Origin of the sequence: Anaeromicropila herbilytica, from assembly GCF_016591975.1 — a bacterium.
GTDB lineage: Bacteria > Bacillota > Clostridia > Lachnospirales > Lachnospiraceae > Anaeromicropila > Anaeromicropila herbilytica.
Genome location: NZ_AP024169.1, coordinates 4,143,929 through 4,170,341 on the forward strand (window position 1 = coordinate 4,143,929; position 26,413 = coordinate 4,170,341).

16 protein-coding genes and 1 other RNA gene are annotated in these 26,413 nt (G+C 31.7%); 4 read left to right on the forward strand and 13 right to left on the reverse strand.

The features are described 5' to 3' along the window. Positions 1-190: 190 nt before the first annotated feature. Complete coding sequence (locus bsdtb5_RS17675; protein WP_271713288.1) at positions 191-1,987, forward strand: O-antigen ligase family protein; 1,797 nt, start codon at positions 191-193, stop codon at positions 1,985-1,987. Positions 1,988-2,156: 169 nt separating this feature from the next. On the opposite strand, the gene bsdtb5_RS17680 is transcribed toward bsdtb5_RS17675, so the two are convergent. From bsdtb5_RS17680 to bsdtb5_RS17695, 4 genes are all read right to left on the reverse strand, one after another. After that, the gene (locus bsdtb5_RS17680; RefSeq protein WP_271713289.1) at positions 2,157-4,607 is read right to left on the reverse strand and encodes an Ig-like domain-containing protein; all 2,451 of its coding nucleotides are present in this window, start codon (positions 4,605-4,607) and stop codon (positions 2,157-2,159) included. Positions 4,608-4,711: 104 nt separating this feature from the next. Further along, positions 4,712-7,102: an Ig-like domain-containing protein gene (locus bsdtb5_RS17685; protein WP_271713290.1), complete on the reverse strand. Its 2,391-nt coding sequence runs from the start codon at positions 7,100-7,102 to the stop codon at positions 4,712-4,714. A gap of 829 nt (positions 7,103-7,931) precedes the next feature. Continuing rightward, entirely contained in the window at positions 7,932-9,419 is a 1,488-nt protein-coding gene (gene thrC / locus bsdtb5_RS17690; protein WP_271716140.1) for a threonine synthase, read from the reverse strand. 653 nt (positions 9,420-10,072) lie between these two features. Beyond that, positions 10,073-11,035 carry a cell wall hydrolase gene (locus tag bsdtb5_RS17695; protein WP_271713291.1) on the reverse strand — a complete coding sequence of 321 codons (963 nt, stop codon included), beginning with the start codon at positions 11,033-11,035 and terminating at the stop codon, positions 10,073-10,075. Between the two features lie 945 nt (positions 11,036-11,980). Between bsdtb5_RS17695 and bsdtb5_RS17700 the strand changes: the two genes are divergently transcribed. Further along, positions 11,981-12,781, forward strand: a complete 801-nt coding sequence (locus bsdtb5_RS17700) for a hypothetical protein (RefSeq protein ID WP_271713292.1) — start codon at positions 11,981-11,983, stop codon at positions 12,779-12,781. 198 nt (positions 12,782-12,979) lie between these two features. Here the strand turns inward: bsdtb5_RS17700 and bsdtb5_RS17705 are convergent, their stop codons facing one another. From bsdtb5_RS17705 to bsdtb5_RS17730, 6 genes are all read right to left on the reverse strand, one after another. Beyond that, positions 12,980-13,936: an ABC transporter permease gene (locus bsdtb5_RS17705; RefSeq protein WP_271713293.1), complete on the reverse strand. Its 957-nt coding sequence runs from the start codon at positions 13,934-13,936 to the stop codon at positions 12,980-12,982. Between the two features lies 1 nt (position 13,937). Beyond that, positions 13,938-14,870 (reverse strand): ABC transporter ATP-binding protein, encoded by a 933-nt coding sequence (locus tag bsdtb5_RS17710; RefSeq protein WP_271713294.1) that lies wholly within the window; start codon positions 14,868-14,870, stop codon positions 13,938-13,940. Next, positions 14,871-17,399 (reverse strand): hypothetical protein, encoded by a 2,529-nt coding sequence (locus bsdtb5_RS17715; RefSeq protein WP_271713295.1) that lies wholly within the window; start codon positions 17,397-17,399, stop codon positions 14,871-14,873. Positions 17,400-17,407: 8 nt separating this feature from the next. Next, entirely contained in the window at positions 17,408-18,652 is a 1,245-nt protein-coding gene (locus bsdtb5_RS17720) for a sensor histidine kinase (protein ID WP_271713296.1), read from the reverse strand. Further along, positions 18,642-19,343, reverse strand: a complete 702-nt coding sequence (locus bsdtb5_RS17725) for a response regulator transcription factor (protein WP_271713297.1) — start codon at positions 19,341-19,343, stop codon at positions 18,642-18,644. The genes bsdtb5_RS17720 and bsdtb5_RS17725 overlap by 11 nt, the downstream gene beginning before the upstream one ends. Before the next feature lie 620 nt (positions 19,344-19,963). After that, positions 19,964-20,698, reverse strand: a complete 735-nt coding sequence (locus tag bsdtb5_RS17730) for a hypothetical protein (RefSeq protein WP_271713298.1) — start codon at positions 20,696-20,698, stop codon at positions 19,964-19,966. Positions 20,699-21,016: 318 nt separating this feature from the next. Between bsdtb5_RS17730 and rnpB the strand changes: the two genes are divergently transcribed. Continuing rightward, positions 21,017-21,433, forward strand: an RNA gene (gene rnpB / locus bsdtb5_RS17735) — RNase P RNA component class A. Between the two features lie 503 nt (positions 21,434-21,936). Here rnpB and bsdtb5_RS17740 read toward each other — a convergent pair. From bsdtb5_RS17740 to bsdtb5_RS17750, 3 genes are all read right to left on the reverse strand, one after another. Continuing rightward, positions 21,937-23,592, reverse strand: coding sequence for a nucleoside kinase (locus bsdtb5_RS17740; RefSeq protein ID WP_271716141.1), 1,656 nt, complete (start codon positions 23,590-23,592; stop codon positions 21,937-21,939). A 114-nt stretch (positions 23,593-23,706) separates the two neighbouring features. After that, positions 23,707-24,534 (reverse strand): Nif3-like dinuclear metal center hexameric protein, encoded by an 828-nt coding sequence (locus bsdtb5_RS17745; RefSeq protein WP_271713299.1) that lies wholly within the window; start codon positions 24,532-24,534, stop codon positions 23,707-23,709. Beyond that, positions 24,521-25,288 carry a tRNA (adenine(22)-N(1))-methyltransferase gene (locus bsdtb5_RS17750; RefSeq protein WP_271713300.1) on the reverse strand — a complete coding sequence of 256 codons (768 nt, stop codon included), beginning with the start codon at positions 25,286-25,288 and terminating at the stop codon, positions 24,521-24,523. The genes bsdtb5_RS17745 and bsdtb5_RS17750 overlap by 14 nt, the downstream gene beginning before the upstream one ends. A gap of 462 nt (positions 25,289-25,750) precedes the next feature. Here bsdtb5_RS17750 and bsdtb5_RS17755 point away from each other — a divergent pair, with 462 nt between their 5' ends. Further along, a complete protein-coding gene (locus bsdtb5_RS17755) occupies positions 25,751-26,341 on the forward strand; it encodes a hypothetical protein (RefSeq protein ID WP_271713301.1) in 591 nt (196 codons plus the stop codon). The last annotated feature ends 72 nt before the right edge of the window (positions 26,342-26,413 follow it).

Consider the following 26,413-nt stretch of genomic DNA (forward strand, 5'->3'; position numbering starts at 1 on the left):
CTTCTTGTTCAAGTATAGATTTGTAAAATCCCATTTCATTATAGTATGTTAGAAGAATAGTGTCAAACAATCTTGAATAAAAATGTAAAATATAATCTTATTGCCTAACTTCTCATTTCGTGTATAATATTAATAGTATATATATGTAACATTTATACCAATATTAAGCTTTAAATTAAGGAGATGTGAAATGTCTAATTCTATTGAACAACCAGAAAAGATAAAAGGCAATCTGTATCTTTTGCCAATTATCGTAATACTTTCAATTTTACCATTAATAGTCAAGTTGCATGAATACAAAGCTAAATTGATTAATAAGCCTTGGTTCTATGCAGATGATACAGTAAGCGATTTCTTTTTATATTTCAAGAGTTTAATTTTTATAATCATATGTACTATCTTAATATTCATTATGATTTATCAGTATTATAAATACCGAAAAACTTTTAAGTTTACAACTATTTTTATCCCATTAGTTGCCTATGCTATTCTAGCTCTAATTTCATCGATTCTATCTAAGTATTCCTATTTTTCTTTCCACGGGATATACGAACAGTTAGAATCCATATTTGTTATATTAGGTTATTGTCTAGTTACATACTATACATACCTTGTTGTAAATAGTGAAGATCAGATAAGATTTATATTCAAATGGTGGCAATATGGAATCGCTATCCTTTGTCTTATTTCTTTCACACAGTTTCTAGGGATTGACTTCTTTGCATCTGATATTGGTAAGAAGTTTATATTACCAACGAAGTATTGGAATCAACTTGATTCAATACATTTTAATTTTGAAAAAAATACTGTATACGCTACATTATATAATCCAAACTATGTTGGATTTTATGCTGCATTAGTAGCCCCTATTTTCTTGATACAATCATTTTTCAGTAAGACTTTAAAGGAAAGAATTATACAATTAGCCTTTTTCTTTGCCTTACTTTTAGCAATGTTCGGATCAGGTTCAAGAAATGGATTTATTTGTATTGCGATATCTTTAATATTTATTTTAGTGATTTTTAGAAATTATTTATTTAAAAATTGGAAAGTATTATGTATAGGAATCCTCGTAATAGCAATAGCATTTATCGCCACCAATGCTGTTACGCATAATTTATTTATCAACCGTCTTAAAGAAATTACGAATATCAAGTCTGAAGTAAAGCCTTTAAGCAAAATACTAACCAATAAAGATAATGTTCAAATTACCTATAATAATAACAATTTATATATTAAAATGAACAAGAACGCTCTTGATTCAGTACCATTCATATTAAAAGATGATTCAGGTAATGAATTGAAATATCACCAAGATACAACTACGAAAATTTTCATCATCGATGACACTCGTTTTGCTAATCTACCAATTAAGATTCAGACCTTAGATAAATCATATGTATTTACGGTAACTATTGATAATCGTGATTGGACATTCACTAACTACACAAAAGATGGAACCTACTTCTATTATAATCGTTTTGGTAAATTAGATAAAATTATTAAGCCTGAATCCGCTGTATTCACTAATTACGAATCAATTGCAGGACGCGGTTACATCTGGTCTAGAACAATTCCTCTATTAAAAGATCACATAATACTTGGTTCAGGAGCAGATACATTTTCTCTTGCATTTCCACAACAAGATTACGTTGGCCTTTATAACAATGGTTTTGGTGATCAAGTACTTACTAAGCCTCATAGCATGTATTTGCAAATCGGAGTTCAGACTGGCGTTGTATCTTTATTATGTTTCTTAGCTTTTTATCTCATGTATTTTATAAGTTCTATCGGATTATATTTCAATCATAAATTTGATACGTATATGTCTCAGGTTGGAGTTGGAATCTTTATTGGTACTATTGCCTATATGATATCAGGAATTGCAAATGACTCAACTATTACGGTTGCACCTACCTTCTGGGTTCTAATTGGTTTAGGTATATCAATTAATCATGGTATTAAAAAGAAGAAAGTCTTAAATTAAAGAAAGAACCAATCATTAACACTTTAAAAAAGGAGTAAGATTCCATTTTAGAAACTGGAATTTTACTCCTTTTAGCTTATTTTAAGTACTATCTTTATTTAATTCATTTACTATTTCATTTATTTGCATATATTTTAAGTTACACTTATAATAAATATCATATTAACACTTATTGTATTGAAAATGTCTGACCAATTGTTATTGTCTGATCAATATATGCATTACCGCTTTTTACGCTAAGAGTAATAGTATCAATATATACTTTTGTTCCTGATGATAATATGGAATCTATACTAGTTATAGAAGATGTACTCTTATATGATACTTTAGTAATTCTTGACGCCTCGATGGCATTACCCGCACTATCCTTTAAAGAAATACAGTCAGTTATTGCAGTTCTTATTGTATTTTTATAGGTATTTAAACTATTAATTGAATAGTTCACTAATGTTTGTTGTGTATCGTATATTTTAAATCCTGACGTTAAATTAATATCTTTTCCTGTATCATCTACTATAGTCACTTCTACTTTATAAGTTCCCTGTGCTGCTTTGATAAGTGAACTTGATGCCATTGTAACACTATCAAAGGTAAAGGTATTACCATTAATACTTGGTTTATATTCCGTATTATCTGGAAGTGTAATAATGATTGATTTAATATTCTTATAATTATATAGAATACCACCTTTGTATTCACCAACTCGCATTGTAATTGATTTATCCTTAACTTGACTTAGGTCAGTTACTGCTGTGTCAACTGAATATGCAGATAGATCTAGATTATACACTGATGCTTCATTCGTTGGCTCTACTACCTTTACTACTACATTAATTTTAAGTCCACCTGCTGTAATAATATAGTTATAATCACCTTTAACAGCATGTGCTCCATAGAATATAATTTTTGTTCCATTAATTACAGCTGCAGGAGCACCTGTTCTATTTGTTGCTTCTGTCACATCACTCACATACAATGTATCTTTTTTGTAATCATTTCCAAATTGGTCTTTTAGAGAAACTACTACTGTCTGATAATCATTTGCTATTACCGAATTCGATACTGTAACAATTGGCTTATCAACAGATATTGAAGATGCTTTTCTTTCCCCAACTATTGTGATTGGAAGAGTCCATATGTTATTCCCACATGTAGCTATAACATACACATTACCTTCTTTTAGGGGACATAGTGCACCATTCTGGCTTACTAATAATCTGCTATCATCAGATGATGAATATTTAATACTTGATGCAGGAATCTGTCCATTATATGAATCTTTTGCCAATACATAGACTGTGTAATCCGTATCACTAATTGATAATGTATTAAGAGTTGAAGTTACTGATGACCAATTAGGTGTATTTTTTGCAATGGTATACTTCTCATAGTTACCAGGAGTAACTTGTGATTGATCAACTGCTGTTATTAGTCCTTCTGCTGTAACTGCAACTTCTTTACCATTCACATATTTATATGTGTGATATGTAATTCTAACTTTAGCAGTATCTCCATTTGATATTAACGTTATTTTCTTATTACTATCTATATATCCTTTTGTAACCTCTACTAACTCAATATCAATAGAAGCTGTATTCTTTTTTGATAAAGTCACATCTGTACCATTTGCATCATACAAAGTATAATCAATTGCAGTCGCTTTTCCACTTGGAATTTTGTCTGTTTTTATTACAATTGAAGCAACATCTCCATTTGATACTGCGAATGTATAATCTTTTGAATTATATGTCAACTTATAGCTATAATTATTAGCAAATGAATTATAAGTTTCAATAATAACTGTTTTATTATCATTTGAATATGATATCGACTTTATTTGTTGTAGTTCATATGTAGATGCATTTGCTATTGAAAAATCTTTATCTTTCACTTGATCTTTCACACTTGTATTAAATTGTACCTCTACCTTATGATCTCCAACCTGCTTAACTGAGGTAATAGACAATGGAACTTGCACTGTAATAATCTGAGATATAGCTGTATACTTACCTGCATTAAAGTTATTTATACTTGTTGCTGTAACAGCTTGCAACTTAAATCCACCAATATTACCAACATTCACAACACCATTATTATCAACAGTTGCTCCTGCAGTATTATCAGATAATAACCAATAGATTTGGTCTGTTGTAGGGTCACCTGACTTTGTGGTTGTTGTAGCATCAAAATCATATGCGTTTGGTTTTACTTCTAGATTAGTAATCGGATTTGTAATAGTAACACCAGTTGCACTTTCGTTAATTGTAAAAGTAGCACGTAGAGTTTTTATCACTTTATACGTTTTATTATTTTTGATTGTACAAGTAATTGTTGCTTTACCTACTCTTTGAGCTGTAACTACACCCTTTTTAGTTATAGTAGCTATTTTGTTATTCGATGTAGACCATACATAGTAATAATTTGATTTACTATTTTTTAATTTAATAGTGTACTTAGAACCTACATATAAAGTCTTTATGTTATTCGATACATTTCCCCATGTTGGAGATGTTGTTGCTTTCGTTGCTGCACTTACGCTTAGATTATTGATTGGATTGTACGTAGTTACTATTAATGCTATTACTAACAAAACAGATATTTTCTTTAATAATCTCTTCATCCCATTCTCCCTATTTTTGTTTTATCAAAAACAACCTTGACAGTTCTTGCGAACTAGTCAAGGTTGTTAGATTATGATTTATTAACTTTTAATAACAAAGTTAATTATTGGATTGTTACTGGTACACCAACTGTTACAGTAAATCTAACATTGTTGTTACCAACTTTTTGTACTACAGTAACATCTTTGATGTAAATTGTATCGCCAGCATTTAATGCATCTAATTTTACACCAGCTGGTGCTGTAGCATTTACAGATTCAATAGCTAATTCTTTACCATCAGCATCTTTGATTGTTAATACAGCTTTTGCTACTGCATCTTTTGTTTTTTCAGTAGAAGTTTGTTTTTTAACTTCTGTTAATGTTGGAGCTACTTGTGTATCACTTACAACGAAGTAAGTTGCAATTGTTGCATTTGATTGAGTAGTAACTTCAACTTTGTAAGTACCATTAGCTACTTTTTCAATTGCTCCGCCAGATACTGTTGCTGTAGCAAATGTAGTATCTGCATTAGTAATAACTGTACCATCTGGTTTTGTAATTGATACTGATTTAGGAGCTGCTTTACCTACTAATACATCGCCTTTGTATTCTCCAACTGAAATTGTTACTTTTTTGTCTGAAACATTAGTTTCATCAGTAATTACATTATCAATTGCTTGTGTAGAAACAAGTGCTCTATATGTTGAATCTTGAGTGCCTGCTTCAACAACATTAAGAACTACACTAAGGCTTAATTTTTGTGCAGTAAATACATATGAATATGTTCCTTTAGCAGCATCTTGTGCTTTGAAAGTGATTGTAGATCCAGAAATTTCGAATTTAGGAGGATTTACAGTGCTAGGTGTTTTAGTAGGAGTAATATCACCTACAGCGAAATCATCACCATATTGATCTTTTACTTGTAATTCGATTTTAGCTTGATCATCAGCAGCATGAGCATTTGAAAGAGTTAAATTATATTTAGAATCTTTAACCATTACAGCTGCAGCTGTTCTTTTAGCAACAACAGATACTGGGAAAGTCCATGCAACGTTACCATTGTAGCTTGCGATTACGTATGTTGTTCCTTCTTTAACTGCAGTTAATGCACCAGTGTCTTTATTAACTAATAATACGCTCTTATCAGCTGTATCAAATTTTAAGCTTGATGAAGTAATAGTATTCTTAGCTGAATCAGTTGCTTTAACATAGATTTCATAATCTGTATCACCAACTGCTAACTTAGTGTTGTTAGTTGTTAATTTTGACCAGTTTGGTTCAGTCTTAGCAATTGTATAGTTATCATAATTACCAAGTGTAGCTGTACCATCTACAGCTGTAACAACGCCTTCTGCTTTGTAAGTTGTTTCAGTATTGTTTTCATATTTATAAGTATGGAAAGTAACTTTTACTTTAGCAGTATCACCTTTAGAGAATAATACTAACTTCTTAGTATTGTCACCACTTGTAGTATAACCTTTAGTAGTATCAACATCTACAGTTACTCTTGTCTTGTCTGAAACATTAGTTACATCAACACCGTTAGCATCGAATAATGAATATTCTAATGCAGTTTCTTTTCCGAAAGGAACTGTTTGAGTGTTAAGTTGAACTGATGCTACTGCACCAACGCTAGCTTTTAAAGTTGTAGCTTTTCCAGCGTAAGTTACTGTATAATCTTTAGCATCTGTAAAGTTTAAGTAAGTTTCAAGAGTTGCAACTTTACCATCAGTTGAGAAAGTAACTTTGTTTACTGGTAATTTTTGATGAGTTGCTACATTTTCAATATCAAAAGCAGATGCTGAAACTGTTTTTGAAACATCTGAGTTAAAAGTCACTTGAACTTTGTTAGAAGCTGTTTGTTTAACACCTACTACTGCAAGTGGAACCTTTACTAAAACTGCTTCTGATTCAGCTGTAAATGTACCAGCTTTGAAGTTAGCTTCGCTAGTAGCTGTAACTACTTTAATCTTGAATTCTCCAACTTTAGTTGTAGAAACAACACCATTCTTATCTACAGTTGCGCCTGCTGTGTCATCAGAGATAACAAAGTAAACTTTATCTGTGCATTTTCCGCCAGTTTTAGTTGTAATAGTTTTGTTGAAGTCATATACTGATGGTCCAACATTTACAGTTTCAACTGGGTTAGAGATTTTAACTGATGCTGCGCTTTCTTTAACTGTTACTTTAGCAGTTAAAGTTTTAGTTGTTTTTTTAGTTTTAGCGTTTTTGATAACTACTTTAATAGTAGCTGAACCAGCTTTTTTAGCTGTTACAACACCTGCTGTTGTAACTGTAGCTACAGTTTTACTTGAAGTTGTCCAAGTGTATGTAGATTTTGCTGCTGGTTTGTTGCTTACGTTGAAATCATATTTCTTTCCTACGTATAATGTTTTGCTAGTTGCGTTTAATTTTGGTGCTTTTGCAGCTGATGCTTGCATTGGAGCTACAGATGTTACTGTAAGAGCAAAAGCAGTAACGCATGCTAATTTCTTAACGAAATTCTTCTTCATATTCTTTCTTCCTCCTTAAAATATGTGGTTGAGTATTATATTTATTCGCCCACGGTTAAATAGAGCATTGTAAAATATAATCTTTCCAATAACAAATTGATTATAACAATATTCATTCTAAAGGTCAAGTCTTTTTCCTCATAATTTTACTATTTTTTATAATAGTGGTATATGAGAAAAACCTTGGTAAAATAGCCTTTTTCATGAAATATTACATTAGATACATATAAGTAATCTAATGTTATAACCATACATCTGAAAGGTAATCCCCCTATCATTATTAGTAAATGCTATGATTGATTATATTCCAGTCAAAAACATTGATGTCTTATTCATTGCTTGAATACTCTGGTAGTCTTTCTAAACTTAACTATCTTTGACATGGTTATATAATACCGCTTGATTATGTCAGTTTTATGTCACACAATTGTCATTTCTGGTATACTTTTTATAATTAAGGATTTTTTACAGTTTTCTGATTGTAGTCTAGAATAGCTTATGTAACTACGTTGACATACCATTGTTAGCACGTAATGTCATATAAATTAAATTATTTTCATTTCAGAATTATATTGTACAAAGCACTAAACTCTCAATAAATACCTATTACATATTATCTATAATGTCGTAGAAACAGCCTTTTCACATTTCTCAATGCGAAAAGGCTGTTTCCTTTTATCAAACTGTGTTTATAGTTAAAGTATATGATATAATCTTCTGCAATCTCTGTGCACCTAAAGACACCTGGACACTTATAGCTATAAATTTGAAATTAAACTCCATAGATAACTACAAATCTGTTCTTTTCTGCACTTTCGGATTACTACGTCTATATCCCTAATATCTTCTCCACACTATCTTTCATCTTCTCAGTCTCACAAACGGTATCATGTAATACTTTAGCGCTACGAATCTCTTCGATTGCTTGTGGAACTTCGGTATTGGATAATTTGCTTAATTCGTCTACTAATTCAAAATCAGTCATGCTATCGTATTTCTCATCGATTGCATTCATAACACTTCTCGTGAATTTGTATGGGCTAGCTGTTGATGCAATAATGGATTTGGTCTCATCCTTCGTTGAAGCAACATAGTCATGATATACACTTGCTGCTACTGCAGTGTGAGTATCAATGACATACCCTGTTTGTTCATAGATATCACGGATTGTTTGCTTTGTCTTAGCTTCATCTGCATAACCACCAAGGAAAGAATCTAATTGTCCTCTCATATTATCTGTAATTTTGTAATTACCTTCTGTTTTAAGTCCATTCATTAGATTAGAGTTCATCTCAGCGCTATTATCCGCTATCTTATAGATCAATCTCTCAAGATTACTTGAGATTAGGATATCCATTGATGGAGAGCTTGTTAAGATAAATTCTCTATTTCTATCATATACTCCAGTCTCAAAGAAGTCATATAATACTTTATTATCATTGGAAGCACAGATTAATTTATCATATGGTACTCCCATAAGTTTTGCATAGTATGCTGCAAGGATATTTCCAAAGTTACCAGTAGGTACTACTGCATTAATCTTTTCACCCTTAGCGATTTCTCCATTTTTATATAATCTTGAATATGCATATACATAATATACCACTTGAGGAACGAGTCTACCGATGTTGATCGAGTTAGCAGATGAGAATTGATATCCTTTGTCATTCATCGTTTTTGCTAATTCTTTATCGTTGAACATATTCTTAACGCCAGTTTGGGCATCATCAAAGTTACCTGTAATTCCTATTACATAAGTATTATCACCTTTTTGAGTTACCATCTGCTTCTCTTGGATTGGACTTACTCCATGCTTTGGATAGAATACGATAATCTTAGTTCCTTCCACGTCAGCAAATCCCGCTAATGCTGCCTTTCCTGTATCTCCAGAGGTTGCTGTAAGTATAACAATCTCATTTTTAACATTATTCTTCTTAGCGGAGGTTGTTAGTAAGTGTGGCAAAATGGATAGAGCCATATCCTTGAACGCTATGGTTGCACCGTGAAATAATTCTAAATAATATGCACCATTTGCTTTTACAATTGGAGCAATCTCTTCTGTATCGAATTTGCTATCGTAAGCTTTGTCGATACAAGACTTTAGCTCTTCTTCTGTAAAGTCTGTTAAGAATAGACGCATTACTTCATATGCCACTTCTGCATATGACATGTTCGCCAATTTCTCCATACTCTTTTCTAACTTTGGAATTGAAGTGGGAACAAATAATCCACCATCATCTGCTAGACCTTTTAATATTGCCTCGGATGCTGTTACAGTCTCATTATTACTTCTTGTACTCTTGTATATAAGATTCATCTTCTTCATTCCTTTTCCGCTTTATTATATTTTACTTATTACTAGTTACCATTATATAAATAGTGAATATCCAATTGGATTCACAATTATACGTCTAATGCCTCGTATGTTACACAAGATTATTAATACTTTTCTTCACTTCGAAAGCAGTTACATAGCACTACTGTAATGTAGTAAAGTAATTTGTTTTGTATTATAACATGTTTCCTATTATGTTACAACATAATTCACATTACTTCTATCATTTTTTGCACTTTTGTAAAAAATAATCGTGTTTCTTCTATATATAATGTATTTATAGCAACTTCATTTTGAAGATATCACTTACACGATGTTAATATATATTTTAGGGTTATTTTAAAACAGATTATTATCCCAAATAATGAGCACTAAAGAATTTTACATTATATGTAATTTAATCACTTTATAATATTTATTAAATACTTCATAAAGAAAAAAGATTTAAGAGAATGTACTTTTTAAGTTTCCATTCTCTTAAATCTATTATGTTAATTAAGTGAAATAATTAGATACAAGTATGTCTGTATCTAGATGTATAATAACTCTTCATTTCGCACTAATTCCAATAAATGATCTTGAGTCATTCTCAGATCAGATGTGTGATTTTTTTTATTTCACATGTTAATATTTATTTATCTAAATTTATAAAATTCATGTCCTCCGTATTTAAATAACCATCTTAGATTACGGTCGAACCAGCTCATGCTGCTTTTATCTGCTCTACTTCTTGCTGAGAAGAATAATGCTCCTTGTGATTCATCCTCACCAGACAACACTCGGTTGACTGCAGTTACTGTGGCTTTTGATACCGATACCGACCAGTATCTTCCATCCTTAATAGGAGAGAATTGTACAGTACTTCCATTTCTTTGGAATACTACTTTTTGTACAGTATCTGGGAAACGATCGTTTGCAACACGATTAAGAATTACATTTGCTACTAACATCTTTCCCTTAATATCTTCTCCTGTTGCTTCTGCTTCTACAATTCTTTGTAGTACTTGTTTATCCGATGCTGATAAGTGAATTACACTTTTTCGTGTTTTCGTTGAGAGTGCCATTACTTTAGCTTGTTCTTTTTTTTGCTTTGCTTCCCTAGCTATTTTAATAGCTTCTTCTTTATCTTTTTCTTCTTTAAGCCTTAACTTTGCTTCTTTCTCTCTTTTTTCACTCTGTGCTTGTATCAATTCTGTAGTTGTTTCGAGCATATCTTCTTTCATATTCTGTCTTGCCGTATTGATATCTGCTCCGTAGGTCGTTGTTAATCCGTTCGTGATGACACTTCCAAAAAGACCCACACTACTATTTTGGTTCAATTTTTCTAACTGTACATTCAGATCTAGTTCATCGGCTTGTATTTGTGCTTCATTTGCTGTTTCTTCCTCTACTGGCGAAAATGTATTAATGTCACTATCTACTTTCGCGTATGCTTCAACAACTTGGTTGCCTTTGCCATAGAGATTGTCGGAACTTAGAATGATAATAATCGCTACGAGCGTATAGGCTGTAATCATAACACATGATTTATAGCTATCTAAAAATGCTCTTTTTATCACTTCTTTTATTCGACCAAGAAACGAGTGTATTTTTAGCATACATACTTCCTCTTTTCTTTTTAATTTCTAGCCTAATTTTGGCATAATTGCATTATAGCATCTAACTTATTACTGTCAATAAGCTTTCCAGAAGTTTGGAGGATATGATAGAAGTATTTTTACAATCATTTCCATTTTCTACTTTATTGCACAATCCTTCTGAAAAAAAATCTTATATATTTGTTACAATTAGCCATTACTTTTTTAACAATTTATTAATCATTTATTAACTATTTTATGCCACTAATTTAAAAAATATTCATTTTGAACCTATTTTTGTGAATATAAGTAAATAAAAACGTTTAAAACACAGTATTGTACTTTAAAATCCATTGAATTTTTTTGCATTTTTCTGTAACATTTTTTTAATAATTTTCGTTGATTTGTGTCACAATATTGTAGTTTTTAATCTGTTTATTTTAGGTTAATATTTATCCTTTTTTCTTTGCAGAAATCGGGTATAATATTATAAATGATGTTTGATACAGTTTTGGAGTAATCCTGCCGAAAGTATCATTTATACGTAAGTGAATAAAGTTTATGCATAAACTTGTCAAGATACAGCGATATAAACTAAGTACCTAAATTAAGACTTTTGACCCAAACATCATAGAATGAGTTACCCAACCCATGACCTGTTTCAAAATCTAGCCTGGCAATTTGTACAAAACAGAAAAAGCGATTGCGCCTTTGAATATGTATTAGAAGTTCTTGTTCTCGGATCATTTCGTGTTATATGCTAGGACAGATCTGTCTGAGCGGAGTAAGTTTCTGTCCTAGCATATGTTTTACACAAAATAATCTGAGAACTAGATCTTCTTATACATATTCAATGAAGCATGAGTTTTTCTGTTTTGTACAAATTGCCTAGACAACCTCCCAAACAGGTCATTTATCAGCTTACATCATAGAATTAATTTGTTAATACGAAAGGATAAATATACTATGAATTTATTGCCAGGTGTATTCGTTGCCAAAAAGAAAGATGGTTCTACCTATTATCGTAGCTCCATTACATTTCGTAATAAGCACATTAGTATTGGCAGTTACTCAACGAATGAACAAGCACATCAAGCATATATAGAAGCGAATACAATTCTTACAGATTCCTCGATTTATATAGAAGACTATGATACATCTACTCCTCTGCTTACTTTGTCCAAATGGATTGTATTGGTTAATTTTAGAGATAATAACATCTATTTTAAGAATCCTATTTATATTAAAGAGAAGTATTTTCTATACTATCTGGATGGCAAGACAATTTTGAAATTTGATGTAGATGATTTATTTTATTATTCAAATCATAAGATTCAGAAAAGAGGCGGGCATCTCTTCGTATCCGATTACGGAATGCAAGTATCTATTCTCTCTAGATATGGTATCAAAAATTATGCGGTACTTGAGAGAGACTATCAATTTGCAAATGGAGATCCTACTGATTTTAGATATGGAAATGTTCAAATTATTAATCGATATCACGGAGTAAACCGAATTCAACATAAAGGTACTTTTATTTATGTTGCGAAGATTCATCTAAATGGTGATTATATTATAGGTAAATATAAGAAAGAGGAAGAAGCTGCCGTTGCGTATAATAAGGCGGTTCATATTCTACAATCTAAAGGGTTCGATAAGAATTTTCCCACAAATTATATCACTGAGATTGATGAGATTGAGTATGCAAAGATTTATAATATGGTTAAGATATCCAAGAAGATACGAGAATATTTACCTATTTTTTAAGATTTTCTTACAGTTTTAGTAAATACTTAAAAAAATTTTAATTTTTTGAAAATAATACTATCCTTTTTGAGATTATGTGTTATAATAATATTATATTTTTCTTCTTCCATTTTCATAGTTCCACAAAGAGATGCCACTTCAATTAGAACAGAGATATGATTCATATCAAATCTAATTAAGAAGTGGCACTTTTTGCGTCTAATATTGATTATTCTTTTTCCGTTTTGTCTTACTGCGTCTTGAATTACCTCGCTTTGTATTACCACGTTTTAATGGATCTAATAATCTTGCTGACATTATAATTAATATAATCGATATGAGTAACTGTATAGTTACACTGATTCCAAACCAATGCTCAGTTACAACTCTATTACATTGTCCGTAATTATTTAGAAAATCACTTAAGAATTCCTTATTTTTAAACTGATTCGAGAATAACGATAATAATGTAATGGCTGGATTCACTAATAACATTAATATCATATTCCCTAGATTGGGTGCAATTCTATGCGCTGCATCTTCTACAACATTCGTATCAATCCTTACATTAATAATAAGATAGACACCAGTTAGTATTCCAATTGTTCCTAATACAAGAAATATTACAGTTCCATAAGTGAATACAGTAGATACTGTTGTTCTACGAAACAATACTGAGAAGAACAAACCTATACTCCCAACAAATATTGCTGTGACAACGATACACATCATTAATTGTATTAAATCTATAATTCTTATGCCACCAATTGAAAATACAATACTTAAAATTGGTAGGCTAGATACTACAATAAGTAGAATCAAACTAATCGAGGAAGCAAGCTTTCCTCTTATAATTTGTAATGGTGTTAATTTTGTTGTTAATAAGATATCAAGAGTCTGCCTTTCTCTTTCGCCTGAGATAGCACCAGAAGTTATTGCCGGAACAATAAATAGTATAAGTGCAAATTCTATAACAGAAAGTATCTCATATAGATTCATCATATTATGATAATTGACTACGCCTGCAATTGTACTCTTATAATCAAAACTAGCATAAAATACAAATAATCCAATGACAGCCAGTATCATATTATAAGCCAAGATAATCATTGCCGTCTTAATCGTTCGAACACTAATCTTTAGCTCTTTCTTATACACTGGATTCGTATGAAACATATTATACCTCCTGCTCTGCGTGTGCGGTTATTTGCATAAATAGTGATTCCAGATCTCCTTCTTCTCTAGAAAAGGAAGATAGATATACATTATTCTCTACTAATGTACGTATTAATTTTGCTTCTTCTATTTCATCTCCTAGGAAACCTATGGATATGCTATTTTCTTTGATACTTATATTCTCAACAAGTGGATTCGTCTTTAATAGAGTGATTGCTTCTTCTTGATTATTTACTACTTTAATAATGATAGGATTCGTAGCATTAAGTTTTGTCATAATCTCATCCACAGTTCCATTCACTACCATTCGTCCTTTTTCAATAATTCCGATGGTCGTACACATCTGTGCTAACTCTGGTAGAATATGAGAGCTTACAATGATTGTTCTTCCATTATCGCTTAGATTCTTTAGTATCGTTTTCATCTCAACTCTCGCTCTAGGATCAAGTCCTGAAGCAGGCTCATCAAGTATCAAAAGATCAGGATTATGAACTAAACTTCTTGCTAGACATAAACGTTGCTTCATTCCCCTCGATAACTCATCTACATAATCATTTGCTTTATCAGAAAGATTAACTTGATCCATTAATTCCATAGATATCTGCTTCGCTTTATTTCCAATAATACCATACATAGATGCATAGAATTCCATATATTCAATTACTTTTAGATTATCATATACTCCAAAAAAGTCTGGCATATAGCCAATCTTTTCTTTTAACTTCTTCTGATCTTTATTAACATCGATACCATCCACATAGATCTCGCCAGAATCCGCCTTTAATAGTCCAGCTGCTATTCGCATAGTGGTAGTCTTTCCAGCTCCATTCGGTCCAACAAAACCCAAAAGTTCACCTTTTTTTAAATAAAGATTCAACCCATTCAATGCAATATAATCACCATATCTTTTATATAAATTCTGAATTCTTAGCATCTAATTAGCCTCCCTAACTATAGTTAGATATGGTAACGTACAATTATCACTTACTACATCTGTGTCTACCACATATTTCACTAACAGGTTATTGTTCTTATCTAAATAGTTCTCTAACTGCTTTGCACTTCTTGCTGTACGAGAATTAAATATAAGATCATACCTCTTCGTTATAACATTATAAAAGTAAATATCCCCAGTAAAACCATCCCAAGTTTTCCTCGTAAAGGTATGATTTAATTCTTCGGGATAGTCTACTGAGAGAATCTTTTTATCATTGTCAAAGTTATAGTAACTAGTGAGTTCTTTTCCACCCATTGTTCGATATACAGTTGAATAATCCCCTTCTACAACTGACATATATGATTCTATATTATAAACTGTTTCGTAATCATTATTTATGCTATTCACTTCGATTGGAATTACAACCAGTTGTACTCCTGTTGATTGAAGTTTAAGGTCCTTAAAGATCTCACTTACACTATTAGTATCAACAAATCCAATCAGATAACTTGTGTTACTTTTTCCAAAGAGATAAGTTTGAATCGCATACTTAAGTGCATTTTCTTCTACAGATTCTTGATACGTTGCTTTTTTACCATCTTTTGGATGCGTTATTTTCTGAATCAGGTTTTCATTCGTAAATACTTCTTTGATTGATTGTAGCTTCGTTGCTTGCTTCTGGGATATATCAATTTGTTCCTTGTTATTTATATTTCCGACATTAATTACATTATTATTATGGAAGACGACAGCATTCTTTATATTACTACCTAAGTTATTCTGTATTGTACCATATAAATGATAGTCTTTATAATTCAAATCTGAATCAATTGTTCCTTTAAAAGTTCGCACTGATTCTTGCTTATAATAGGTTGGTGTAAAGGCTTCATAATTTCTTACTTGAATTGAGGTTTCATCCGGTGATTGAACAACGGAACTCTTATATGAAGTTACATTCTTGGTTGACACTGAATCAAAATATCCATAATTATATATAGAACTTGATAGGGCTGCTACATTATATCGGTTATTCATATTAAAATTATAACTTTTATTATCTGGTGCAGTAATACTAAAATAATTTTTTTCTGTTGCTACTTGGTTCTTTCCTACCTCTAGAACTGACACATATCCAACATATGGCTTCTCAATTCTAGTACTTGATCCACATAAAAATACAATCAATGTTGTTAGAATCGATAAACTTGGTACGATAATCCAGGTAAGTTCCCTTTTCTCCATTTTTTTGAGTATTAAATACAAAATAGGTCCTACGAAAAATACATAAATTAATAATATAAGAACATACCACACAATATTAGGTGCTTTCTTCACAAAAGGGTTCGTAACTGCATCAAATAAATGATATTCATTCGTAAAACCTTGTCTCTCAATTGCGAGTTGTTGCACTTTAGAATCACTTAAGGTGCTTTCAATTTCCTTCCATATATTATTTCCTATGGTATCCCATTCATCGCTTTCTAATCTTAAATTGGTGGTGAATATATCTACCGTTCCATTTCCAATCTCGTTAGAATACATTAGCTTTGTACCTTTATCTTCAAGTATGGCTTTTGAATTCAGTATAGACATTGTTAATACTTTTTTCGTTATTCGATTATCCTCATTCTTATTGATAATCTGTAGATTCTCTGTATTTTTCTTATCCTTAATTGAAACTATCGTACTATCATTACTATCCATATTGTAATTGGTTTTAACACTTTTTAATTCTTTTGTAGTAATATTCAAGAATCCATTCTCAAAGAAAGATAATGTTTTATCAGCATATTCACCTGTACCAACGACAAGTGTACCACCTCTTTTTACCCACTCTTTGATTGCTTCCACTTGTTTCTCATCTAATTTTGATGTATCAAAATTATCAACAAGAATCACATCCAAGGTATCAAGACCAAGACTTTCTTCTGGAATATTTTCCTCCGTCAAATAGAATATCTTCGAATCTGTATTACTTAAATAGCTAAGTCCGCTTGAATCATCTGACAAAACCCCAACGTATTCAGCATCATTATATGCGTTTAGTTTGAGTGTTTCTTTCCTATCTATTAATGTCTTTCCTTTTGCATCTTCTATTTTGACATACATAGTATCTAAATTATTTGTAATTGGAACTTGCATATTTACAACCAATTCTTTATTTGCTTTCATCTGAATCGTTTTACTATATCTAAGATTATCTTGATCAGAATTTGGCAGTATGATGCTTACTGCTCCTTTTTGATAAGTATGTTTGCTTAAGATGTTAAACTTAACATTCATATAACGTCCATATTTCGTTGTATTAGAATATCCATAGGAAAGAGACATTGTAATACCGTTTTTCGATTCGTCAGCTTTAACATTTTTGTGTTTACTCGAAGTGGTAGTATCCCTAACATTATCTACTGCCGCAACACTTCTAACCATGCTCTTACAGCCTGTTAGACTCAATATGATCAAAACAATTACAATCATTATAATATTATTTTTTTTATATTTTTTAGTTAATATTCTATCATCCATGAACAATATCACCTTATCTCATCAAATGTAAAAGCTACTTCAAATACCGTGCCATCAAAATCACTTCTAGCTTCAATTGTACCACCATGCATCAATATGATACTTTTTGCAATTGCAAGCCCTAACCCAGCTCCACCAGTTTCCACTGATCTTGAGTTCTCAACACGATAGAATCGATCAAATATATTTTCAATATCTTTTTGTGGAATCAATTCTCCATAATTTATAATCGAGACTGTAACTTTTAAAGCATCCATATACAATTTGATGCGAACTTTTTTTCCATCCTTACCATATTTCACTGCATTTCCAATTAGGTTAGCAAATGCTCTAGCAAGCAAATCTCCATCTGCTAATATGACTGCACTTGGTACGTTTGTTGTAAAATCATATTCCAACCCATATTCATTAAAACTTGGATAAAATTCCTCTATTAACTGATCCATGAACTTAACTAGATCAATCTCTGTTTTCTTCAAAGTTACTTCACCAAAACTAAATTTCGTATAAGTGAATAGATCTTCTATCAGCTTTTCTAAGCGTCTTGATTTTTGATAAGCAATATCCATGTACTTTTTCTTAAGTTCCATTCCATTTGGCTGATCATTCTGATATTCAATCCGTTCTTCTTTTAAAGCTAGTTCTAAATACCCAATGATAGAAGTCAAAGGTGTTCTAAGGTCATGAGCCACACTTGTAATTAAATCATTTTTCGTACTTTCACTTTTTCTCTCGCTTTCCATCATCATACCGATTTCGGCGGCCATTTTATTAATCTTACTTGCTACCAAAGCAAATTCATCCTCTTTATATATCGGAATACGGTAATTCAAATCACCTAATGTAATTTCATTAATCCCTACTGCTATTTCTTCCAAATAGTCTGTAAATCTCTTGGTTAACAATAAGAAATACGTGATAAAAAGTACGATTCCTACAATTACCGCCAGTAGAATAAATAGAAGCAAATAACGTGCTATCTGATGGTCTGTAAAGACTCCATTACTTTTATCAATACCTTGGATGGAATCACTAACTGTTGAATCTTTATGAAGACTTAAATATTTATTTAGAGACTCAATCTTACCATTACTATACGCATTATCACCTGAGGACGGTATGCTTTTTAACATTAATGCGCCTAGATAGAAGAATAGGAATAAGAGGGCCTCCGTTATTACGGTATATATTAAACTAAGTAGACTATACCATACGATCTCATATCGAAAACTCTTTAATCCTTTACTTTTCAATTTTATACCCAACTCCCCATACTGTTTTGATAATCTGTGCATCACGGGAATCCATCTCAATCTTTTCTCTTAATCTACGTATGTGTACCATCACCGTATTATTTGCTTCATACATCTTCTCATTCCATACTCGTTCAAAGATCTCATCGGTACTAAATACTCGCCCTGCATTATTTGCCAATAGATATAGAATATCAAACTCGATTGGTGTTAGCTTAACTTCTTTATCATAGGAAATCACTTTATGGTTTTCTTTATTAATTATTAGATTTCTAATTTGAATCTCTTTATCAACCTTTTCTTCGTACGAATTAGGGTTGAATTTGGTATATCTTCTAAGCTGAGACTTCACTCTCGCAGTTAATTCAAGTGGATTAAATGGCTTAACCACATAATCGTCAGCTCCAGTACTTAAACCAATTATCTTATCTAGGTCACTTGATTTAGCACTTAACATAATAATTGGAATCGTACTTGTTTCTCTAATTTTCTTGCATAGATTAAGGCCATCAATACCAGGCATCATAATATCTAAAATTACTAACTTAATGTCTTCACGATGAAGAATATCTAACGCTTCTTTCGCATCATATGCCTTTGATACTTGATAACCATCTCCAACAAGATGTATCTCAACTAATTCAGCTATTTCCTTGTCATCATCTACTACTAATATTTGAATTGGTTCCATTTATGTACCCTTTCTAATCATATCTCAAACAATAACTTCATAAATAATATTAGCATAACACCTATAAAAAATCCTTACAATTTTCTTAAAAAAGCTTGCCATTTCCATTCAGCAATACATATTTTGTAATTATTTTACTCTTTTTCTTATTATTATAGTTAATTATGAAGAATATTTAAAAAATGTTCACAATTTATTCAATGTTTCTACAAACTCTCGACATATCTTACTTATATAATAATAACATAATCAGTTGAACAAATCATCACAGTTCAATGATTAAATTTAAAATATGTGTGTCATGCTTTCCCCAAAGCTTGATATAAATTTGATTTTTTTCATTACAAATGGCCAAGTAGATCCCCCTACTTGGCCACTCCTCATTTATCATTCTTTTTAAGTTAGTTCTATGAATTACATGGTAATCACAGAACTAAACTAATCTTCCTATTACACTTTTCTTCTATCAAATCTCATAATTTAGTGAAGTGATTTCACTTGCTTGCAAAGGTGAAATCACAAACGTTGAGAGTGAAAGCGTTTTTCTTTCACACTTTTACTATACTATTTAATAGTTCTTATATTTGTTAATTTCTTAACATGTTAGCATACTAAATTAACTAATTGCTTACTCTGCTTTGTCTTAGATCTTCTGCGTCATCACACCATTTAATGCAACTAAGTATTAACTTAGATGATAGTAGGTCATACTTTTCAAACAGTTCTCTATGTCCTATTTCATTAATCTTACAGTCAATGAGTAGATCTCTGCATTCATTACATATCTTCCACAAATATTTTTCGTCCATATATTCTACCATCCAATTAAGCTGAGGTAAAAATTCATTTCGTAACTTTGATTCTAATACGTGCATTTTTCCAATCTTCAATGATTCGTCTAGGATATCATATAATTTGGTATGTAAGTTCACTGGTATTCCAGCATGTGCTAATAGAACAGTAAATATGCCATGCATATTACTTGTATTCATACCAAACGTAGTAATTCCATACTCTTCTAATGTATTATCTAATAGTTTCATATAGTATCTTTTGTGATGTTGTGGAAGTCCCTGATACAATTTAAGCAACCCATCAACACTTCCTGAATTCTCTTGCTCCTTTTTAATCGTAAATACAAACGATGTAAGTAAAGCTAGTTTATAAGATTCACTCATTGAAATATTGAGTCTCAGTTTCTTTAACCCCTTTATCTTGAGCGACAAATACTTGAAATCATCAACTGATAAATCCAAATCACCAATTATTCTCAAATATTTTCTAGAATTAATAAATTCCTTTTCCAAGCGTTCTTCAATCTCATATAATGTCATTGTTGGATTGAACATGTTCATATACTCTCCTCCTTCGTTCTATCGAACTGTTTAAGTTGTCTAAGTCATTACGAATTACTGATACATATAGTATTCAAATCGTATGCTACTTAAGTATATATATGTACAACCATCAAAAATCATTCTATTTTTTTTCATTTAATTGAAATTGTACTTATTTTTATACAATTTACTATTCTATCGATGCCAAATTTACAGTTTAATCATGCCATTCATAATGTCTCAAAATATACAAATATACCAATGTTTTAAGTGATAGATTCGAGTATTGTAAAAAAAGATTTACTTTTATGTTGTGATTTGATACAATAGCGTTTGTGAGTAGCACAGATGGTCGCGCCTATTAGTAATGTTATAATGGCATTATTCATAATGTAAGTTATGTTAATTCGTTAACTTAGCTCTTTATGAAATCGAAAGATCTTAGGTGAGGAAAGTCCGAGCTTCATAGGGCAGGGTGCCGGATAACGTCCGGTGGAGGCGACTCCAAGGCTAGTGCAATAGAAATATACCGCCAGATTAGTCTGGTAAGGGTGGAATGGTGGAGTAAGAGCCCACCGCCTTTTTGGTAACAAAGAGGGCATATGTAAACCCCACTCCGAAGCAAGACCGAATATTTAAAGCTATACGATTGCCCGTCGTGCTTTAGGGTAGGTCGCTTGAGCCTAGTGGTAACATTAGGACTAGATAGATGATCATCTAATACAGAACTCGGCTTATAGTGTTGCTCATATAATGAAAAATGTTACTGCATCCCTTTATGGGGGTGCAGTTTTTTTGTGCCCGTTTTGACCAAAGGGGGGCATGATAAAATCAGCATGGGGAAGGTGTGAATAATGTGAGGTTGTCCCACTGCCTGGTGCGGATTTCGTTTCTTATTTTGGAAGTTTCTAGATTCCTTTGCTTTTGGTAAGGACAGATATAAAAAGCTCGAACTCCTCATTCTTCGTCAGACATCGAGCTTTTTATATCTAATACCAAAAACAAAGGAATTGAGAAACTTCTCAAAATAAGAAAAGGCGTCCGTACCAGGCAGTGGGACAACCTCACATTATATACTACTTTGTTGATGCTGATTTTAGCTATGCTGGGAGTAGTAGAATAAGTGAATTAAGGATATGCTAAAGCATGTAAAAGACGCAAGGAGCATGGCACCACATTGTGGTGCTTGCTCCTTGTATTTTCATATATATTCGTTTATTTTTTCAGTCTATCTTCACTAATTTACTTACCATTTCTCAGACTTTAAAGCAGCTTCCACCTATGAATTCTCGCAAGATAGAGTTCTTTGGAATGTCCTCACTGCTTACACCTAGGAAGTAATCTAGGAATTTGAGTAAGCGTTTTGCTTCTTGATATTCTTCACAGTCACTATCGATTCCGAATAGGATTGGTTCTGCATATTGTTTTAGAATGCTAAGTTCATAGATTAGCGCTGAGTTAAACATAACATCTGCTTCCTCTTGGAATGGGAAGATATTTTCTTCTTCTCCTCTTCTTACGGAGGCCCACATTGCTATGGTTTCTTTGGCTGAGGTTCCTCTAGTCCTTGCATCACGAACCATTCTACGAATTAACCTTCCGTCTGTTGTTGGGATTCTATTATGTTCATCTATGTTTAATTGTGTTAAGGCACTAATGTAGATCTTAAATTTACTTTCTCTTGGTAAAGAGTAGGATAACTTGTCGTTTAGACCATGGATACCTTCTATAACCAAGATGTCATCTTTTCCTAACGTCTTATAGTTACCTTTATATTCTCTTATTCCTGATTTAAAATTATAAGTAGGTAACTCAACGGTCTTTCCATTTAGTAAGTCCGTCATATCTTTGTTAAACTGTTCTACATCGACTGCAAGAATACTTTCAAAATTAGGCTTTCCGTCTTTATCCAATGGTGTTAAATCACGATTTACGAAGTAATCATCTACAGCAATTGGATGTGGCTTTAATCCATAAGTTCGAAGTTGAATGGATAGGCGGTGGGAAAATGTTGTTTTACCCGAGGAGGATGGTCCTGCTATCATAACAAATTTGCGATTGCCAGCTTCTTTAATTAATTCTGCAATTTGAGCTATCTTCTTTTCCTGCAAGGCCTCTTGCACTAATAGCAAATCACTAAATTCACCTTTTGAGATATGCTCATTGAGGTCCCCAACTGTTTCAATCTCCATTGCTTTTCCCCAGTCATTGGATTGCTTTAGGGTTGCATATAACTTCGGCAATGGTTTAAATGGAATAATTTCTCTTGTATTACTTTTATCAGGAATCATAAGAATCAATCCATCATCGTATTTAAATATATCAAAGTATTTTAAGATTCCTGTACTTGCTGGCATATACCCATAAAAATAATCTTCAAATCCAGCAAGACTATAGATATTGGCAGTTGATACACGTCGATACTTAAATAGTTTTTCCTTATCATACATCTTATAATAATGGAACAATTCTTTTGCTTCATTGGTGCCTAAGACTTTTTTCTCAAATGGTATATCATCTTGTATAATCTGTGTCATCTTACGCTTTATCTTCGCAATCATCTCATCTGTAATCTCGCCTACCCCTTCTATTCGACAAAAATACCCTGAGCTTATAGAATACTCTACCATTACCTTCTTGATTTGCTCTCTTCCAAGTTCTCCATAGATTGCTTTCAACATTACTAATATCATTCCGCGTTGATATGTTTTGTGACCAGTATCATCTTTTGTTGTAACAAACTGGACAATACTATCTTTTTGCACCGTCTTGAATAGTTCTCTCAATCTTCCATCTCGATATGCTAAAATAATATCATCTTCAAATTCTTTCTCATGTTCTTTACTTATCTCGGATAACATTGTGCCCTTTGGATATTGTTTCACCACTCCATTAACCGTAATATTAAGCATTTCATTCATACGAATCCCTCCACTCTTTCTTATGATACCTTATGTTGATGTATTCTGCGCTCTTGTGAACTATAGTATTCCTATAATCCCCCCACCGATGTTTGATTTATTAATCTATATTATTTGAAAAGGGTCTTTCTCTTTAGCAACAAGCACCACGATACTATCTCTCTCTGTATTATTTTCCAGTAACTTATTACTGTTATTCTTAATATATTCTGAAATAAGTTCCGTCATAAAATGTTCTGTTCCAAAGTGACCAGCATCAATTATATTAAGCCCACAAGCTAGCGAATCAATCGCTGTATGATGATCGATATCACCAGTAATTAATACATCTGCATTAGCCTCTATTGCTAACTTCACAAAATCTTTACCTGATCCAGTACTAATTGCTACTTTATTAATATTACTTTCTAGATTTCCAATCACCCTAACATGATCTAATTGGAATCTTTCTTTTACAAGAAGTGCACAACTCTCTAATGTCTGTTGTTCTCTTAAGATTCCTACCCTTCCTATGCCTACTTCCCGATTCTTTATCATATTTCTTAGTGTCACTTCTAATACTCTTGTATTAATCAGACCAATCTTCTCTGCTGCAGCATCAGCCATTGCCATAATGTCACAATTCGTATGCATTGCATAATAAGAGATATCATTCTTAATCAATGCAAGAATTCTTCTACCTATAAAATCATCGTTCGTAACGGTCTTCCTAGCCGAAAATATCATTGGATGATGTGTAATTAATAGGTCTATCTTTTTCTCGACCGCTTGTTCTATCACTTCATCTGTTGCATCAAGTGCAACCATAATATTGGTAACTTCTTTCTCTTTACTACCAACTAATAGCCCAACATTATCCCACTTTTCAGCATAATCTAAGGGACATAATTCTTCTAGTAGATTCGTAATATCCTGTACTTTACATTTTGTCATAGTAATTCATTCCTTCTATTATATACTGTAATTTCTGTTTTAGTTCTTCCACTCGTTCCTTCGCATGTTCTGTTTCTTTCTCTGTTAAGTGATTCAGAATATTTGAAGTGGTGTGATACTCCTTCTCCAAAAATTCTTCTAGTATCCTGTTCTTATTCTCTAACAATAATTTTCCATAGAGGTAGTGAACTTCCTTATCATACTTTTTAGGTAATCTTTTAGGATCATAATGTCTCTTCTTATCCTCTTCGTCACTCGGATTAGCAATCATATTCTTAGTATCCCTCGTTGCTTTAATAACTACATAATATTTTCCTTCATCGATAAACATTGTTTCATATTGAATATCACATCCAATCTCATGTAGATATTTTCGTACTAGAAAGATCTCGGATTGTGGTTGTAGTATAAATTCATTTACCATGGATACTACAGATTCACTATCACTTAGTATCTTAACCATTAAGCTTCCGCCCATACCAGCAATAAGGATCGTATCGACTTCATCTTCCTTAAGTTTAGCTGCACCATCGGATAATCTAGTTTCTATTCTATCTTTAAACCCTGTTTTTTCTATATTCTCATTTGCTCTCTCAAGCGGTCCTTTATTGATATCCATTGCAATAATATGGGACGCAATATGATTCTCCATTAGATAAATGGATGTATAGGCATGGTCACAGCCGATATCTGCGACTCTATTTCCAACTGTTACAAGGTCTGCTACTGCTTGCAGTCTTTTTGATAATTGCATTCTTTATACCCTTTGCATAACACTTTTGCTTAAAGAGGTGTTATTGCCACAATTAAAGAGGTTGAAAAATTGACTTTGTGGCATTCCTTTCTATATTACTTTTTCTTTTATTTGTTTTATACTTTAGTTCTATCTTTTGTATATCGTTCAAAAGGACATACATGTAATACTAGTATATCACGGATGGAGTCTATCCAATTCACATGCCCTACTCATTATGACATTAGTACACCAATTTAACATGAGAATCTTACTTTAGTTTCCTTTTAATAGCATTATATCATAATTCATTTATTATATCCATTTGATAGCAGAAACAAATAGTTGATAATAATAATCTAAGTTATTTTTATATAAATTTTCCAAAACTATGTCAGTTCTTCAAAATATGTTGTACAATTGATAATATTGAAAGTAGCTATAATTGATTTTTATTGAGTTCTAAAACTAAGGAGATTAATAATGAAAAGATTCAGAAATATAGTATTCGGATTAATTATTTTTATTTTTACAATTATAATTTTTAATAGAGTTGAGTATAGCTATAAAACATCATCATATAAAATAATACCTAAAAAATCAATCTTAGCAAAGGCTATAATACAAAAGATGAATTATAAAGAGGATACGCCAGTTACGAAGTATATTAATATTAAACAGGAAAAAGACATTGATAATAAAAAATATATCCTGTTTGTATTTGGTGATAATAAAGAATTGGCAGGATCTGCAGAATTTACAAAAGGTATCAATAATAAATATAAAATTGAATGGGTATCCCATGGTACTTCAATAGATGGAAATGAAATAATAAAAACGAATAAAGGTAAATATATATTATTAACTTATAAAAATCTTCATAAAAAAGTTCAATATGCGAAAGTACTATTAAATAATAAGGAATTTAAGGTTGAATTTCCGAAAGAAGAGTATGTAATTACTTTTCATAAAGTTCCAGATAGCACACAGGATCATTATATTGACATAAATAATATAAAATTTTACACTTCCGATAATGTAGACATTACTCAAGAATTTTTATTTGAAGAGTAAAAATACAATATAAAACGAGTTCTATAATAAATATTGGTCGATGATACTCCCACCAAAACCGATATTTATTAT

What these genes read in the sequence shown, in the direction of transcription:
- bsdtb5_RS17705 (WP_271713293.1), bottom strand. Translation starts at nt 13,936, where the DNA reads ATGTTTCATACGAATCCAGTGTATAAGAAAGAGCTAAAGATTAGTGTT.
- bsdtb5_RS17710 (WP_271713294.1), bottom strand. Translation starts at nt 14,870, where the DNA reads ATGCTAAGAATTCAGAATTTATATAAAAGATATGGTGATTATATTGCA.
- bsdtb5_RS17745 (WP_271713299.1), bottom strand. Translation starts at nt 24,534, where the DNA reads ATGACAAAATGTAAAGTACAGGATATTACGAATCTACTAGAAGAATTA.
- bsdtb5_RS17730 (WP_271713298.1), bottom strand. Translation starts at nt 20,698, where the DNA reads ATGAACATGTTCAATCCAACAATGACATTATATGAGATTGAAGAACGC.
- bsdtb5_RS17680 (WP_271713289.1), bottom strand. Translation starts at nt 4,607, where the DNA reads ATGAAGAGATTATTAAAGAAAATATCTGTTTTGTTAGTAATAGCATTA.
- bsdtb5_RS17755 (WP_271713301.1), top strand. Translation starts at nt 25,751, where the DNA reads ATGAAAAGATTCAGAAATATAGTATTCGGATTAATTATTTTTATTTTT.
- bsdtb5_RS17675 (WP_271713288.1), top strand. Translation starts at nt 191, where the DNA reads ATGTCTAATTCTATTGAACAACCAGAAAAGATAAAAGGCAATCTGTAT.
- bsdtb5_RS17740 (WP_271716141.1), bottom strand. Translation starts at nt 23,592, where the DNA reads ATGCTTAATATTACGGTTAATGGAGTGGTGAAACAATATCCAAAGGGC.
- bsdtb5_RS17685 (WP_271713290.1), bottom strand. Translation starts at nt 7,102, where the DNA reads ATGAAGAAGAATTTCGTTAAGAAATTAGCATGCGTTACTGCTTTTGCT.
- bsdtb5_RS17695 (WP_271713291.1), bottom strand. Translation starts at nt 11,035, where the DNA reads ATGCTAAAAATACACTCGTTTCTTGGTCGAATAAAAGAAGTGATAAAA.
- bsdtb5_RS17715 (WP_271713295.1), bottom strand. Translation starts at nt 17,399, where the DNA reads ATGGATGATAGAATATTAACTAAAAAATATAAAAAAAATAATATTATA.
- bsdtb5_RS17725 (WP_271713297.1), bottom strand. Translation starts at nt 19,343, where the DNA reads ATGGAACCAATTCAAATATTAGTAGTAGATGATGACAAGGAAATAGCT.
- bsdtb5_RS17750 (WP_271713300.1), bottom strand. Translation starts at nt 25,288, where the DNA reads ATGCAATTATCAAAAAGACTGCAAGCAGTAGCAGACCTTGTAACAGTT.
- thrC (WP_271716140.1), bottom strand. Translation starts at nt 9,419, where the DNA reads ATGAATCTTATATACAAGAGTACAAGAAGTAATAATGAGACTGTAACA.
- bsdtb5_RS17700 (WP_271713292.1), top strand. Translation starts at nt 11,981, where the DNA reads ATGAATTTATTGCCAGGTGTATTCGTTGCCAAAAAGAAAGATGGTTCT.